The organism is Indolivaga capnocytophagoides (assembly GCF_036511535.1).
Taxonomy (GTDB): Bacteria; Bacteroidota; Bacteroidia; order Bacteroidales; family Dysgonomonadaceae; genus Dysgonomonas_A; species Dysgonomonas_A capnocytophagoides.
In genome coordinates this window covers 1,888,757-1,904,091 of the sequence record NZ_AP028867.1, presented here as the reverse complement: position 1 = coordinate 1,904,091, position 15,335 = coordinate 1,888,757, and the positions used below count along the sequence as shown (strand labels likewise).

At 37.2% G+C, this 15,335-nt stretch carries 13 protein-coding genes; 8 read left to right on the top strand and 5 right to left on the bottom strand.

Annotated elements, in window-relative coordinates:
* Positions 1-26: 26 nt before the first annotated feature.
* A complete protein-coding gene (locus AABJ51_RS07795; protein WP_338375318.1) occupies positions 27-2,564 on the top strand; it encodes a DUF2339 domain-containing protein in 2,538 nt (845 codons plus the stop codon).
* A gap of 7 nt (positions 2,565-2,571) precedes the next feature.
* The gene (locus AABJ51_RS07790) at positions 2,572-3,789 is read left to right on the top strand and encodes a hypothetical protein (protein ID WP_321577267.1); all 1,218 of its coding nucleotides are present in this window, start codon (positions 2,572-2,574) and stop codon (positions 3,787-3,789) included.
* An 84-nt stretch (positions 3,790-3,873) separates the two neighbouring features.
* Here the strand turns inward: AABJ51_RS07790 and AABJ51_RS07785 are convergent, their stop codons facing one another.
* Entirely contained in the window at positions 3,874-4,722 is an 849-nt protein-coding gene (locus tag AABJ51_RS07785) for a leucine-rich repeat domain-containing protein (RefSeq protein WP_051290880.1), read from the bottom strand.
* Positions 4,723-5,068: 346 nt separating this feature from the next.
* Between AABJ51_RS07785 and AABJ51_RS07780 the strand changes: the two genes are divergently transcribed.
* Both AABJ51_RS07780 and AABJ51_RS07775 read left to right on the top strand, forming a co-directional pair.
* The gene (locus AABJ51_RS07780) at positions 5,069-6,127 is read left to right on the top strand and encodes a DUF4421 family protein (protein WP_338375316.1); all 1,059 of its coding nucleotides are present in this window, start codon (positions 5,069-5,071) and stop codon (positions 6,125-6,127) included.
* A gap of 168 nt (positions 6,128-6,295) precedes the next feature.
* The gene (locus tag AABJ51_RS07775; protein ID WP_338375313.1) at positions 6,296-6,910 is read left to right on the top strand and encodes a hypothetical protein; all 615 of its coding nucleotides are present in this window, start codon (positions 6,296-6,298) and stop codon (positions 6,908-6,910) included.
* Positions 6,911-7,018: 108 nt separating this feature from the next.
* Here the strand turns inward: AABJ51_RS07775 and AABJ51_RS07770 are convergent, their stop codons facing one another.
* On the bottom strand, positions 7,019-8,314 hold the full coding sequence (locus AABJ51_RS07770; protein ID WP_338375311.1) for an O-acetylhomoserine aminocarboxypropyltransferase/cysteine synthase family protein: 1,296 nt from the start codon (positions 8,312-8,314) through the stop codon (positions 7,019-7,021).
* 274 nt (positions 8,315-8,588) lie between these two features.
* On the opposite strand from AABJ51_RS07770, the gene AABJ51_RS07765 reads away from it, so the two are divergent.
* From AABJ51_RS07765 to AABJ51_RS07755, 3 genes are all read left to right on the top strand, one after another.
* On the top strand, positions 8,589-9,212 hold the full coding sequence (locus AABJ51_RS07765; RefSeq protein WP_338375308.1) for a CatA-like O-acetyltransferase: 624 nt from the start codon (positions 8,589-8,591) through the stop codon (positions 9,210-9,212).
* 10 nt (positions 9,213-9,222) lie between these two features.
* Positions 9,223-9,492, top strand: coding sequence for a DUF4884 domain-containing protein (locus tag AABJ51_RS07760; RefSeq protein WP_338375306.1), 270 nt, complete (start codon positions 9,223-9,225; stop codon positions 9,490-9,492).
* A gap of 100 nt (positions 9,493-9,592) precedes the next feature.
* Positions 9,593-10,624: an AI-2E family transporter gene (locus AABJ51_RS07755; protein WP_338375304.1), complete on the top strand. Its 1,032-nt coding sequence runs from the start codon at positions 9,593-9,595 to the stop codon at positions 10,622-10,624.
* 380 nt (positions 10,625-11,004) lie between these two features.
* On the opposite strand, the gene AABJ51_RS07750 is transcribed toward AABJ51_RS07755, so the two are convergent.
* A complete protein-coding gene (locus tag AABJ51_RS07750; protein ID WP_338375302.1) occupies positions 11,005-11,229 on the bottom strand; it encodes a hypothetical protein in 225 nt (74 codons plus the stop codon).
* Between the two features lie 479 nt (positions 11,230-11,708).
* Here AABJ51_RS07750 and AABJ51_RS07745 point away from each other — a divergent pair, with 479 nt between their 5' ends.
* The gene (locus AABJ51_RS07745) at positions 11,709-12,041 is read left to right on the top strand and encodes a YegP family protein (RefSeq protein ID WP_026627821.1); all 333 of its coding nucleotides are present in this window, start codon (positions 11,709-11,711) and stop codon (positions 12,039-12,041) included.
* 93 nt (positions 12,042-12,134) lie between these two features.
* On the opposite strand, the gene nhaA is transcribed toward AABJ51_RS07745, so the two are convergent.
* Together nhaA and AABJ51_RS07735 are read right to left on the bottom strand one after the other, a co-directional pair.
* Entirely contained in the window at positions 12,135-13,472 is a 1,338-nt protein-coding gene (gene nhaA, locus AABJ51_RS07740; RefSeq protein WP_338375299.1) for a Na+/H+ antiporter NhaA, read from the bottom strand.
* A gap of 99 nt (positions 13,473-13,571) precedes the next feature.
* A complete protein-coding gene (locus AABJ51_RS07735) occupies positions 13,572-15,179 on the bottom strand; it encodes an ABC-F family ATP-binding cassette domain-containing protein (RefSeq protein ID WP_338375297.1) in 1,608 nt (535 codons plus the stop codon).
* Positions 15,180-15,335 lie beyond the last annotated feature (156 nt).

Sequence of the window (15,335 nt, the reverse complement as noted above, 5' to 3'; positions counted from 1 at the left end):
AATAACAGGTTAGAAACCTTTTAATTATGGAAATATTATTGGGAGTAATTATATTCGGACTATTATTGTTTATAGCTCTGAAAATAAAAGGAATACAAAGCTCTACAGATCAGTTTTTTTATAATGATTTGTATGATATCAAAAAATCGTTGGAGAATCTTCGAAAGCAGGTTGCTACGAGAGAGGATATTAAAGAAATAAGGGATGAGATAAAACAATTATCAATCCGGCATTCAGATATCTTGTCTCAGAACGAGGTGTCTGTTCCCGAACCTGTAGCGGATGAGGTTCCCGACGAAATCTTGAAATCAAAAGCTATGGATAAGCTGGAGATTCTAGAAACGATAGTCTTAAATGATCAATATGAGGCTCCTGCCGAAGAGCAGATATTGCAGCCTGTTGAAGAAAAAGAGACTCCTGTTTATGCTGCTTTTTCAAATAACAGCCAGTCGATAGCTCCATTTGAGCGTATATTGTCCCAATCTGCAGAACGAGTTATTGAAGATAATCAGGAACAAGATGACCGGAGTTTAGTTGAACGGCTATTGTCTGCCAATACCTTGAGCAAGATCGGTATAGTTACCTTTGTTCTGGGGATAGCGTTTTTTGTGAAATATGCCATTGACCAAAATTGGATTAACGAAATAGGACGGGTCGGTATCGGTGTCCTCACCGGGGCTATTATAATAGGTGTCGCTCATCGGTTGAAAGAAAAATATCAATTATTTTCTTCTATATTGGTAGGTGGAGGTATCGCTGTATTGTATATCACAGTTACGATTGCTTTTCAGGAATACGGGTTGTTTGGACAAACACCGGCGTTTATAATGGTTGTCTGTATTACGATATTTTCGGTTATACTGTCGCTTCTATATGATCGTAAAGAATTGGCTATATTTTCGTTGCTCGGAGGATTTGCGGCTCCTATGATGGTGAGTACAGGCGAAGGTAACTATGTCGTATTATTTACATATATCTTCATACTGAATACAGGCATGTTGGTTTTGGCTTCCCGTAAAGGATGGAAGGCTATCTGTATGGTAGCATATCCTCTTACATTGTTATTCTTTACCTCGTGGCTGACTTTTAATTTTAGAGATGAGTATGAAGGAGCTACAATATTTGCTGCATTATTTTTTGCTCAGTTTTATTTGCTGGCTCTACTCGAACATGCTAAGGCTGGGGCTAAAATTACGCGTTTTCAGGTACTGATAATACTCAGTAACAATTTGGCCTTTTACCTCGCTCTTATTTATATATTCGATGGTATCTATCAGATTAAGGGTATTATCACCATTATTTTGGCTGTGATCAATGCTGTGATTTTGTTTTTTGTATATAGGAAAAGTCATTTCGACCGTAATCTTATCTATTTGCTGATAGGTGTTGTTTTGACTTTTACGAGTCTGGCCATTCCGGTACAGCTTAACGGAAATGCTATAACGATGTTTTGGGCAGCCGAGACCGTTGTTCTGCTGTTTTTATGGCAAAAGTCCCGGATCAATATATTCTTTTGGGGATTTCTGACGATCTGCGCTCTTGTGTCACTTTCTTATATTATGGACTTAGGTGACGGATATGTTCCAGACGGAAATTTATATACTGTTATTCTGAACCGTATGTTTATAACGGGATTAGTTGTTCTGGGTGCGGTAATCTCTAATATCTTTCTTTTGAGTCGTGAAACGAAGAATGATGGTGTTTTGTTCCTCGGATCTATAGATATTTCTTCACAGCAAATAATTTCTGCGCTAAAGTATGCAGGTCTCCTTCTTATCTATCTGATTCCTCTTCTTGAACTGAATTATCAGATAGCGACACGTATCGAAGTGGATAACCTCGTGCCATATTTCAATCGCTTGGTTCTTGCTACATATTCTATTGTATTTGTTGCTGTACTGAGCATCGTATATGGTAAAAAGAATTATCGGGTAAAGACTTTATTTAGTTTACTTTTAGCTTCGTTGGTTCTGTATACTCTTATTTATCCTATATTGTCGACCGGGCTCAGACATTCTGTGTATGTGCTGAACAGCGAATATTATTGCGTTGGATATTTTGCATTGCACTTATTGTCATTGCCTGCCGCTGCTGTGATCACGCTGTATCTGGCAAAAAGAATTAAGGGAATATTCCCTGAAAAATTCGCGTTTCTGAGTGCATGTATCTGTATTCTTTCGGTGATAACATTGAGTGTCGAAGCCGACAATATTGCTATTATGTTACTAGGCAATGAGGATAATTACCATGACGTTTTGTACGATATGCATACGTTTGGGTATCCTATTTTATGGGGAGTCATTGCTCTTGTTTTAATGATTTGGGGACTTCGTTCGAAAGAAGTGATGCTTCGGAAGATATCTTTATTCGGCTTTGGAATTATTATTGTGAAATTTTATGCGATAGATATATGGCAGATGTCTATGGGAGGGCGTATTATATCGTTTGTTATTTTAGGAGCTATTTTACTGATGGTATCTTTTCTCCAGCAAAAAATTAAGGTTCTTATGAAAGATGATTCTCCCGAAGTGGAGGAAACCCCCAATAATAATCCTTTAAATTAATGCCTGTATGAAATATAGTGTTTTAGTATTTGTATTGAGTATTCTGTCTTCGTTTCACGGGTTTGCTAAAGATTGGTATCGGTCGGAAATCGAAGGAGGTGTATCTCAGGCAGGTTATTACAATATTGAGTTGAATCAACAACTGATAGGATGTTCTCTTAAAAGTAATTTCGGAGATGTGCGTATTCTTGATAGTCAAGGCAAGGAAGTTCCGTATTTTGTCCGTTCTGATAATCCGGTAAAAGAAATCAGCAGTTTTACGCCCTACAAGATAGAGAGCGTCTCTATCCGGGATAGTGTGAATACCCAGATTATATATAATAACTCTTTAGAAGAAATTAGCCGTATTTATGTCATTGTGCGTAATGCCGAAGCCGCTAAGTATGTACAGGTGAGAGGCAGCAATGACCTTAAACAGTGGTATATTGTAAAGCGGCAGAGTGATGCCACATACTCGGGATTCGGGCAAACCGATAATAGCGAGATACTTGTGATAGATGTGCCCAAAGGGAATTATAAGTATTACGAACTCAGGCTGACTACAGACCAGCGCAGCCCAGTGGAGATACTGAAGATCGGAAAATTTAGCAATTCCAATATTTACGGACAATTGTCACCGGTTAATCTGGGGAACTTTATAGTAAAAGACAGTACAGATAGACGTACATATATTGAGTTTCCGGATCTGAAATATAATTATAAAGTGAGTAAGCTTGTTTTTGGAATAAAAAGTAAACCGGATTATTATCGGAATATCAGATTGGAGGCAGACGGTAGGATTAGCTTTTCGACCAATTTATCGTCTAAAGGAACAAATACATTTTTCTTTGATAATGTAGTGTTCTCTTCCGATAGCCGGTTGATCATTGATAACAACGATAATGCTCCATTGGCAATCGATTCGATACAGGCTTATGGTCTTAATCGTTATTTGTGTGCATACCTCGATAACGGGCAGAAGTATACTATTGTTGTCCGGCACAAGAATTATCAATCGTCTCCACAATATGATGTGGCACATTTTATAAAGGATATACCGGAAGATCTTCCAATTGTAACCACATCTATACCAGTGAAATTGCAAGACGATGAGTCATCCGATAAGCGTGACCTTATGTGGTTCGAAAAACCATTGTTCCTTTGGTTTGTGATATCAATAGCCGGATTATTCTTGTTTTTTGTGTGCTTCGGGATGATTAAAGACATGAAAAAGAAGAGCAGGTAAAACTCAAAAACTTATCGAGTGATAAAATAAGAACAGCGCAGTTTGAAAAATTGCGCTGTTCTTTATTTAGTTTTATATATTGTTTTAATCTATAGGTTTGATATGTTTGAATTTATACGATTTGTATGCGGCTGAATACTTCTGTACAGCATTTGCAGGAACGTATAATGTTATTTGCTTATATGCTTCAAGATAGCGGGTTGTAGGTTCCTTCGGTAAATTTATAGGCTCAGGATTCTGAGTGTATATATGTTTTAGTATTTTGCAGTTTTCGAAAGCTGTTTCGCCGATTGATGTTAAAGAGTGAGGCAGATTTATTTCTTCCAGAGAAGAACAACTGCTAAAAGTTGATTTTCCTATACTGCGGAGCCCCTCGTTTAGTTTTATCTCGGATAGTCTTGTGCATTTGCTAAAAGCCATGTCTTCAATAGAGATAACCGAACTGGGGATTTCTATTGAAGTTAAGGATGTGCATTCATAAAATGATTTTTTTGCAATAACCTTTAAAGAATGAGGTAAAACAATTGAAGTCAGATTTGAGCAGCCCGAAAATGCTCCTTCTCTTATTACCGTTAAATTGTCCGGCAGGATAATTTGTGTCAGCAGTTTTTTGTTCTGTAATGATTTGGATGGGATTTGATTTTCAGGATATACGGCAGATGGTTCCTGCGGCTTGATTACTCCCGTATATGTTTCGATTTTTACATCCTTAAGATCTAGTACCTTCAGGCTGTTCATGTATGAATCAATAGTACCGAAGTCTTTAGCATTCATCCTGCCTGTTATTTTTAAGAGTGTAGTTTCTTCCATATCGTTATGGGATAATAGCATGGATAAAGTTCCGGGGCTTCTCATATCTACTGTTTTCTCATTTTGCCCAATACATAGAGTAAAAGATAAAAAGAATAACCACAATGAGACAATTTTTTTCATTTCTAGATATTATTAGGTGTGCTTATTAAGTAGTGTCTTTGAGACACTTTGCCTTTTAAGGTACAAAATTAAAGAAAAACAACATTAGTTGCATCTACAATATCTCAAATAAATATAATATTTATCATGGAGATCTATAGCTCTGGATTATTAAATGGAAATAATCACTTAACTCTACTTGTATAGATTGATAAATTTTTATTTCGTTGCATATTTTTCCTATTTTTGTTCTGAAAAATTCAGATGCAGAGTTTTATTCTACATATTTTGTGCATAATACTTGGTCTGAAGCCCGCAAGAATAATTAAGGTAAGGAAGATTCTCTGCACTAACAGCTGCATCATATATGACAATCAGCAAGAATAGTAAATTGTCTGTACTAAGCTCACTATTGCCTAAAAGCAATTTTATAAATAAATGGATCGTATCGGCGGTTCTATTTTTTATTTCTGTGTATACAGCCCATTCGCAAGTCGATAGTTTGTATATCAGACCCTTTAAGCAAAATTTTTCGTTGAAGACTTATTTTGTTCAGAATTATACATCCATCACACAGGACTTTAATGTTGATGATTATCAAGATTTTGAATATCGCACAAATCGTCCGTTAAGTATTGGGTTGGGAGTAACGTGGAACAATTCGTCACTCAGCGGCTCATATGGATTTCCTTTTATGAGAGACAGAGAGCGAGGAAGAACCCGTACTTTAGCTTTCCAATATCATTATTACGGGAGAAAAATCGTGCTGGATTTTGTACTGCAGAAGCATAAGGGCATGTATAAACAGCATGACGATGAAGATATTCCATTCGAGATAACCCCCGATGCGAAAGTTACTCAATACGGAGTTTCGGGCTTTTATGTATTCAATGGAAATCGGTTTTCGTATAAATCCGCATTCGACCTGAGTGAATTACAACTGAGGTCGGTTGGTAGTTTTATATTAGGTGGCGGCGTATATAAGAATAAAATTGAGGCCGGAAATGATATTGTTGTAACGGATAAGAAGGGAAGGGTCGACAGTATTAGTAGTGTTCAGAAAAACATACAAATAGGCGTCAATCTCGGGTATGCTTATACTTGGATTATTAAACGCAAATATTTCATCTCCTGCTCAATGACTGTCGGAGCCAATGTCGGAACAGAAAGTATCAATAAGGTAGGAAAGCACAAACCGGATCTTTATCCGTCATTCAATCCTCGTGTAGCAATGGGATATCATGGCGATGAATGGTCTATATCTACTTCGTTTTTTGATAATCAGATATATACATTTTATTCGGAAAACATGAATAGGGGGATTAGTACAATGAGTCTCCAGCTGACTATCGTGAAACGTCTTGGCCGACAGCCGAAAATCCTGGATAGAGTACCTCAAATACCTAATTGGAGACGCGATTTTTAGTATCTAGTGTTTGTCTATTCTTTTGTTCTTATTACCTTTAATGTGTTAAGTCTTACCGGTTGTAAAATAATAAGGTTGCAGACCTATTTATTACTTTGGCTAGTAACAATTTTAGCTTATTATATCTTGAATATTGTTGTTAAATATCTTCATTTACTTAAAATGGCTATGAAATATATTAAGTACTCTATTTTTATGCTTGTGTCGGTATTGGGTATGCTGGCATGTGGTGGACACAATCCTCAACAAGAAAGTTTGAAAGAGAATAAATCCGAGTTGAAAGTTGCAGACACAAGAATTGATACGATCTTCGCTTTGTTCTATAATTATCAGTTCGAATCTCCTTCGCCTGTGTCTCCTGAAAGTTTAAAGAAAAACGTACCTGATTTTGCTAAAGAAAGTTATCATGGAGTAATAGATGCAGTTATAGCTGACACTTCGAAGATCAGAAAGATTAAAGATCGGATTGATCTGCTTCGTCCTGCTCAGAATAGCGGAACTCCCGATACCCGTATTGCAATAACTATTAAGCGAAAAGATGGTTCTCTTGATTATCTGGCATTTTGCGGCGAATATGCAGATCAGATATTTTATAATAATGTACAACAGGAGGCTGATAATAAGCTGGTCTTTTACGTGAAGAATTATATCGGTTACTATCCTTGGTTTATAGGAGACGGACTTTACTCGATGCCTGAGTTAAATGATTCTTCTTTTCCAAAAGAACCTTTCGGAAGCAGTGAATATTATAAAAAATATCAGAAAGAATTGGCTGCTCGATAAAATCAGCAGCTTTGGAACTAACACTTTATAAACATCCACTAGCTTAATATATAAAAAGACTGTCCCTTTTATTTTAAGGACAGTCTCTTTTTGTATTGATTGGCTTGATTATATTTTCTCAAAAGCTTGCTCTAAATCTTCGAGGATATCGTTGATGTTTTCGATACCTATTGACAAGCGCAGTAATCCGGGGATAGCACCTGTCGCTATTTTTTCTTCTTCAGATAATTGTTCGTGAGTTGTTGCCGCAGGATGTATAACCAACGATTTAGCATCCCCTACATTTGCCAAGTGGCTGAAAAGATTCAGGTTATTGATAAATTCATCGGCTTTCCTGCTTTCTCCTTTCACTTTAAATGTCAGGATAGAGCCTGCTCCATGTTTAAAGTATTTGTTCGCGAGCTCGTGGTATGGGCTGCTCTTTAGTCCCGGATAATTAACGTACTCTACTTTTGGATGTTTTTCAAGCCATTCTGCAACAGCTTGAGTATTTTGGACATGTCGTTCTACTCTTAGCGAAAGCGTTTCGAGCCCCTGAATGAACAGCCATGTGTTGAAAGGGCTTGCGACATTCCCCCAGTCTCTGAGTCCTTCTACACGGGCACGCATGATGAATGCGATATTCCCGAATGGGCTGTTTGCTCCGAAAGCATCCCAGAATACGAGACCGTGATAACTATCCGCAGGTTCGGTAAATTCGGGAAAACGACCGTTGCTCCAGTCGAATTTACCACTGTCTATAATGACTCCACCAACCGAAGTCCCATGACCTCCTATCCATTTAGTGGCACTTTCTACAACGATACTGGCTCCATGTTCAATCGGGCGGAAAAGGTATCCTCCGGCTCCGAATGTATTATCGACTACTAGGGGTACGCCATGCTTGTCGGCTACTGCGGCTATCGCATCAAAATCTGGAATGTTAAGATCGGGATTACCTATTGTTTCTAGGTAAATGGCTTTGGTTTTATCATCAATCAGTTTTTCAAACTCATCGGGAGTATCATTTGGGGTAAATCTGGTTTCGATGCCTAATCGTTTAAACTGGTTCTTAAACTGATTATATGTTCCTCCGTATAGGTGTGATGTTGATACGAAATTGTCTCCGGCTGATAGTATATTGTTAAGTGCTAAAAACTGAGCTGACTGTCCCGAAGATGTTGCTAAGGCAGCCGCTCCTCCTTCTAATGCTGCAATTCGTTTTTCGAATACATCACTGGTCGGATTCATCAGGCGGGTATATATATTGCCTAATTTGCGCAGGGCAAAAAGATCGGCTCCATCCTGAGCATCTGTAAAAACATATGAACTTGTCTGATAAATGGGTACTGCTCTGGCGTGAGTTGCAGGGTCAACCTCTTGTCCGGCATGAACTTGTAATGTCTCGAATCTCAATTTGCTCATAATAGTATTTTTTACTGGTCGTTAAATAATTAAGGAATAAGTATTGGTCATATAAAAGGTTCAGCGCAACACATATTAATTATAACAAATTGTTGCAGCTATACAGGCAAAAATAATAAATTGATCTGATACCTCACTTGATGTCTTATTCGTTTTGGCAAATTTAACGTAGCACCTTTCAACAGGCAATACCATGCTTAAGGTATTTTTAAGGTGAATTTTTAAAGAGTTTTTCTGTTTTTTTATATATTTGTAAGAAAGACAAACCTTCGTAATGAAACAAAAAATCGAAATAGATTCATGGGCAAGAAGAGCGCATTTCCTCTTATTCAAAAATTTCGACGAACCATTTCATGGTGTATGTGTACGTATTGATTGTACTAATGCCTACCAACGATGTAAGGAGATGGGGCTGTCATTCTTTTTGTATTATATCCATAGGTGTACGATGGCTGTAAATGCTATCGAGTCATTTCATTATAGGATAGAGGGTGATGAGGTTTTCAGGTATGATTATATCAATCCCGAGTCTACAGTCGATCGTCCCGATGGGTCGTTTGGTTTTTGTAGTATGGAATACCATGAAGATTTTTCGAAGTTTCAGACCGAAGCTCGTAAAAGTATGGACGAAGTACGTAAGAGTACGGCTCTTACTCCGAGTATGGAAGTTAATGCCATACATTATTCTGCTGTTCCTTGGATCGATTTTTCATCTTTGTCTCATGCTACAAACTTTACCCGGGATTCGGTAGGCTGTCCAAAAATCTCATTCGGGAAAATGACTGAAATAAATGGAGTACGATCGATGCCTGTATCTATTCATGTACATCATGCGCTTATAGATGGACGTGACTTAGGTACATTAATTGATGAATTTCAAAAAATAATGAATTTATAAAATACAAATTATGAAAAATATTTTACAAATTATGATTGCTATGGGGCTTGTCATTCTAGTCCTGATTTCCTGTAATGCAGGCAAACCAATTACAACAGGACAAGCCGAAAACAACCAGACATACAAAATAGATTATCTGTTTGAACATGATGGGTGCAAAGTTTATCGTTTTCAAGATAAGAATAGGTATGTCTATTTTAGTAATTGTTCGGGTAACGTAACTGCTTTGACTAACGATTCAACTAAGGCCAGAGTGGAAACAATAGTCCGTGTTAAATAGAATTGCCCTTTTTCTAAACAATATTGTACTATGCATTGTTTTTTTCTTATATCGCTAGGGTACTTCTAATATAGAATCACATCTAATAATAAGAAAACGTATGGATAAGTCGAAAGAGCAGTATTGGAAATGGTCGCTGATCATTATAGTAGGGGTTATGGGAGTGATCATTATTTATGAAACACTTCCCTTTTTGAGTGGGGTATTGGGTGCATTTACTTTATATCTGATGGTAAGAAATCAGATGAACTACATGAGTGAAACACGTAAGCTGCGTAGAAGTATTGCTGCTACTATTATCCTTGTTGAAGTAATATTGTGTATTCTTATACCTACTTTTCTGGTATTGTGGCTGCTTGTGAATCGAATACAATCATACGATCTACAGCCTAGTGTACTGATAAATACAATACATGATTTTATAAATAAGATTCAGGCTCAGACAGGGTATAATCTTCTTAGTACAGACAATATATCCGCAATGACAGCGTACATTTCTAAAGCTGCCCAGATGATTGTAGGAGAAGTAAGTTCTTTTGTTATTAATTGTCTTGTTCTGTTGTTTGTGTTGTATTTTATGTTGATTGGAGGGCGGCAAATGGAGACATATATTTATGATATACTGCCTTTCAGTGAGAATAACAAAAAGAAGATTATAAACGAAACTCATGTTATAGTACGCTCCAATGCTATAGGGATTCCTTTGCTGGCTGTTATACAAGGAGCTATTGCGGCTGTCGGATACATTATATTCGGAGCTCCCGATCCCGTACTGTTTGGGTTTATAACCTGTTTTGCCACAATTATACCCTTGTTGGGTACAGCATTGGTTTGGTTCCCATTGGCATTGTATCTCTTTTTATCCGGAGAAACTGCTTCGGGAATTGGTTTGGCTATTTACGCCCTGGCTGTGATATCGAATGTTGATAATGTTATCAGGTTTCTCCTCCAGAAAAAACTTGCGGATACTCATCCTCTTATAACTATATTCGGTGTAGTTATAGGGTTGACTCTTTTTGGATTCTGGGGAGTTATCTTCGGTCCTTTACTTGTTTCGTTGTTTTTGTTATGCTTCGACTTGTTGAAAAGAGACTATATAGATAATGTTGCGTCAGGGTCGGCAAAAGGTTAAAAAAACTTTCCCGAGAACCGGTGGAAGTCGGTTGCTCGGGAAAATCTAGAGTAGAATTGATTATAGTAGAAGTGTTTCTTGTTTCTTCTAGAGTGTTGAGTTGATATTTCTTAATAATATAGAGAGAAGAGCATAATATGTTAATATACATTCATTGATCCCTTGTATTAACCTTCTCTCAAAAATAGAGTACTGTATAATTGTATTGATTTCTCCAAACCTATGTTATACCTTAATTCTATTACAACAGAATATCTGGCGGTATAGTTCATAGATAATATATAATAGTTTGTTGTTTTTAGTGTTGAGTAGAGAATACTATTAAGACCAGACTCACAGTTGATTATAATCGTTCTACGTTTTTATATTAAAATTTAGCTTTAGTTTGAATTAAACGGAGAGTCTATTATTTGTAATCTTGATAATTTGATATTAACAAGGCTGTTTTTTAATGCTATGTTAGTATTGTATCTTACATTATGTATTTCATCTTCGTTTTCCTGAGCACCTAAATGCTCTGATAAAAGATAATCTTCAACCATATAAGGTAAAATGAATTCGTCCGTTAAATGTACTTGAAGAATTGACTTATCTTTACTATTCATAAATATTTTCTTTTCGTTATCTGATAGTTATGTGTCATAATTATCTGTTTTCCGATTGCAAAGAAAGCGTAGGTTTCGGAATCTCACAATAGTATACATTATTTTTAACAATTGGGTGTTTTGTTTAAGTTGTTGTTTATCATTAGTTTGTCATTTTGCTAAAATTATCGCATTAATATTAATTAGCGCTAAAGTGTTAATTTAACTCTTGATTTTCTGGTTTTGTAAGATGTTATCTATCAGTTATATATAATTTAAATCTAGTTTTCTATATTTGAGGTTTATTTGCCTTTGTTGCTTACTGTAAAAGGATTGACGAGTGTGTTTGTTGCTAAGATTATAGTTTTTAAGATTTTCAAAAGTGTCTTTTTCCTCGTTTCTTAGTGAAAATGTGTAGGGTGTTAATATAAATAATAGCTGAACATATCTGCATATTTGAGTGTTTTATAAGGAACAATAAAATCTAAAATTCTGAAACTATGGCAAAATTTGAAATTTCAACAAGAAAGAACGGAGAATATCAATTCAATCTAAAAGCGGGCAATGGTCAGATTATACTTACCAGTGAGGGATATACAACAAAGCCAAACTGTATCAATGGGATAGAATCAGTAAAAAAGAATAGTCCTGAAGATTCGCGTTACGAAAAAAAGGATTCATCGAACGGAAAATATTATTTCAATCTGAAAGCGACCAATGGACAAATAATAGGTACAAGCCAAATGTATGAAAGTGTCGCTGGTCGGGAGAATGGGATCACTTCAGTGAAAGCAAACGGCCCGATAGCCGAGATTGTAGACCTTACTGTATGATAATATAGAATTTTCATAAAAACGGGGAAATCTGTCGGGTTTCCCCGTTTTTATGTTTGATAGATATTTTCGATTACTTTATTGTAAGCCGTTTTATCTTTTCTTTGATTCTGTTTTGGGTAGAGTTTTGTGCAGGATAAAGAATCCCAAGAGTCCCGAGATTAGTGTTCCTGCTACAATACCTATTTTTGCCTGATTTAATAACTCGAGATGATCCAGCCCGAATGAAAGGTTGGCGATGAAGAGCGAAACGGTAAATCCTATTCCACCAAGTATCGAAATACCTAATATTCCCTTCCAGTTGCATCCTGTAGGTAATGATACCAGCTTTAGGCGAACAGCAATCCATGTGAATGAAAAAATGCCTGCCAGCTTACCTACGAATAGACCCAGGAAAACAGCCAGAGTAACATTTCCTATCGAGTCGGAAAGCGATCCTTCGAAGACGATTCCTGCATTGACGAATGCAAACAATGGCATGATGAAGTAATTGACAACCCCATGCAGACGATCTTCGATAGACTGCAGAGGTGATATTACTTTATTGGATGCCCCCTCTATGTTTTTGAGCTCGGCTATCTGATCTTTCGATAGAATAACTTCGCTGCTTTCGCCTTTCGGAAAAGCTTCTATGCTTGTTCTTATCCGTTCAATGTATTTTCTTACATCTAATCTGGGACTGGCCGGAATCGCAAAAGCTGTCAGTACTCCTGCGATGGTACTGTGTACTCCCGATTGAAGAAACAGATACCAGATAGCGATACCAACCAGAATATAAAGAGGTATGGAGTTTATATTCTTATAATTAGCTAAACAAAGCAGCAAGAATAATCCTAAGGCTATTAATAGATAGCCAGCCTGAATATTAGCTGAATAGAAAATAGCTATAACCAAAATCCCCCCGATGTCGTCTACTACGGCAAATGCCATCAAGAATATTTTCAAGCCCAAGGGTACTCTTTTCCCTAATAAGCTCAATACTCCCAATGAAAAAGCTATATCGGTAGCCATCGGAATGGCGGCTCCTCTCGATTCGGGCGCAATACCTGCAATAGACAGGTAAATAGCTACAGGTAAAACCATTCCGCCTACGGCGGCTATAACCGGTAAAGATGCTTTGGAAAAAGAGGACAGTTCTCCTACCAATATTTCTCGCTTGACTTCGAGCCCTACATGAAAAAAGAATATAGCCATCAATCCGTCATTTATAAAATTAGCTAAAGTCAGTGGATGACCATGGTGGCTGAAGAGATTGAAACCTCCGATCTGCATCGAAATAGGGTAGTTCCATATCTCCGAATATATGCCGCCCCATGCCGAATTGGCTATAATCATGGCTAGTACGGCTGTAATCATCAACAGCATACCGCCATTCACATTGTGATGAAAGAAGGATAAAAAAGAGTAATTAAATGGTTTACGTCCAGACATAATATATGTTTTGTTAAGAGACTTCCGTCCTTAGTTTTCTGATCTAAATATGTAACAAATATACGAAAAATATGCGATATTGAAATGATTATTAACGCTTTATAGATTGATGACTGTTTGATTGTCTAGGTCTATTTCATTATTTATATCTAACTCATTTACAAAGAATTTGTCGTGGCTTATTACAAAAATACTGCCGTGATATTCTTTTATGGCTTTGCTTAATATCTGCATGCTGTTGATATCCAGGTTATTGGTTGGCTCGTCTAAAATCAGTATATCCGGCGATTTATTGGCTATCAGTAAAGAACATAACGACAGCTTCATTTTCTCCCCTCCGCTGAGCTTCGAGCATGGTTTATCCCATGTCTCTGAAAAAAAGCCGGCATGGGTGAGGCAGCGTTTCACTTCGCTTTCGGGCATACTCATATTATAGCTTTGCGCTTGCCGGTATACGGTTTGGGATAAGTCGATCAGAGAATAATCCTGATCCAGATACAGAAAACCTTCTTCTGTTGATTTTAATTCTCCGCAGGTTGTTTGCAAGCGATTAGTAATGAGTTTTATAAGAGTTGTTTTTCCCGATCCGTTGCTGCCTTTAATCAGTGTACTATCTCCACTCAAGATCGTAAAATCCAGATTTTTCTTCCAGATATTCTTTTCGTTGTATGCATAATTTATCCCGACGGCTTCTATTAGTATTTTGCCCTGATGAAGAACCGAATCTTCAACCGCGATTCTTATTTTATGTGTATTATCGATATTTTGTTGCAGTTTTTGAATAGACTTGTTTATATCTTCTATTTTTTTCGAATGTTTATCGGCCAGATTTGACGTTGTTTGCTGGGCACTGGCTTTGCGTGTGTTGGCTACTATTCGTGCTAATGATTTTTTAGCGGTCTGGGCTGATCCTCTTGATTCGAGACGCTGTCTGCGTTCGGCTACTTCTTGCTGTGTCTTTCGGGCTTTCTTCAATTCGAGCCTTTGTGAGTCCAGTTGTCTTATCAGTGCATCTTGTTCCTGTTTTTTTTGAGTTACATACGAATCATAATTTCCCGCGTAGTATTTGATGCCAGTTTCCGAAAGTTCATACATATCGGTCAAAAGATTCAATAGGTACCTGTCGTGACTTACGATGAGCAGAGTCGCCGGAGTTTCCTCTATCCATTTATATAGTTTCTCCCGTGAGCTTTCGTCTATGTGATTGGTGGGCTCGTCCAGCAGCACGAGTTTTGGATTGCTCATGATCATTCCCGAAAAAAACACCTTTACTCTTTCTCCTCCACTCAGATAGTTGAGTGGTTTATGTAAGTCGGTAGTTTTGAGATTCCAGAAAGACAAAGCGGCTATAGCTTTGCTCTCTACGTCCCAATCATTATCCAGCAGATCGAAATAATATTGCTCGATACTTCCATTCGAAATAGCCTCTAAAGCCTGTAGTTTGTCGTTGATACCCAATACTTCGGCAATAGAACTGTCGATGTACGATTCTATATGCTGAGGAATATATAGTGGAGTTTCATCGATTTTGATCTCCGGATGATTCCAATAGTCACAAATTATGCGGAACAGAGTTGTTTTGCCTATGCCGTTAGGGCCTACTATTGCAACTTTCTGTCCTTCATTGATCTGTAGGGAGATATTCTTGAATAACGGTTCCCTGTCTGGGTGTGAATAGCTTATATTTTGAATATTGATCGTACTCATTGTTGTTAATCTGTTTTTAGTGGAATCAGAGCCGTAAATATGGTCGGTAATCTTTTTTGCATCATAATGGCTCTTTTTACGTTGTTATTTTTCAATTATTTACTCTTGAAAGGTTACAAAAGTGACATTCTTTATGTTCGTTTTTATTAGTAACCT

Coding starts and splice junctions, on each gene's coding strand:
- nhaA (WP_338375299.1), bottom strand. CDS start 13,472: ATGTCTGGACGTAAACCATTTAATTACTCTTTTTTATCCTTCTTTCAT.
- AABJ51_RS07760 (WP_338375306.1), top strand. CDS start 9,223: ATGAAAAATATTTTACAAATTATGATTGCTATGGGGCTTGTCATTCTA.
- AABJ51_RS07735 (WP_338375297.1), bottom strand. CDS start 15,179: ATGAGTACGATCAATATTCAAAATATAAGCTATTCACACCCAGACAGG.
- AABJ51_RS07750 (WP_338375302.1), bottom strand. CDS start 11,229: ATGAATAGTAAAGATAAGTCAATTCTTCAAGTACATTTAACGGACGAA.
- AABJ51_RS07785 (WP_051290880.1), bottom strand. CDS start 4,722: ATGAAAAAAATTGTCTCATTGTGGTTATTCTTTTTATCTTTTACTCTA.
- AABJ51_RS07780 (WP_338375316.1), top strand. CDS start 5,069: ATGACAATCAGCAAGAATAGTAAATTGTCTGTACTAAGCTCACTATTG.
- AABJ51_RS07795 (WP_338375318.1), top strand. CDS start 27: ATGGAAATATTATTGGGAGTAATTATATTCGGACTATTATTGTTTATA.
- AABJ51_RS07770 (WP_338375311.1), bottom strand. CDS start 8,314: ATGAGCAAATTGAGATTCGAGACATTACAAGTTCATGCCGGACAAGAG.
- AABJ51_RS07775 (WP_338375313.1), top strand. CDS start 6,296: ATGAAATATATTAAGTACTCTATTTTTATGCTTGTGTCGGTATTGGGT.
- AABJ51_RS07745 (WP_026627821.1), top strand. CDS start 11,709: ATGGCAAAATTTGAAATTTCAACAAGAAAGAACGGAGAATATCAATTC.
- AABJ51_RS07790 (WP_321577267.1), top strand. CDS start 2,572: ATGAAATATAGTGTTTTAGTATTTGTATTGAGTATTCTGTCTTCGTTT.
- AABJ51_RS07755 (WP_338375304.1), top strand. CDS start 9,593: ATGGATAAGTCGAAAGAGCAGTATTGGAAATGGTCGCTGATCATTATA.
- AABJ51_RS07765 (WP_338375308.1), top strand. CDS start 8,589: ATGAAACAAAAAATCGAAATAGATTCATGGGCAAGAAGAGCGCATTTC.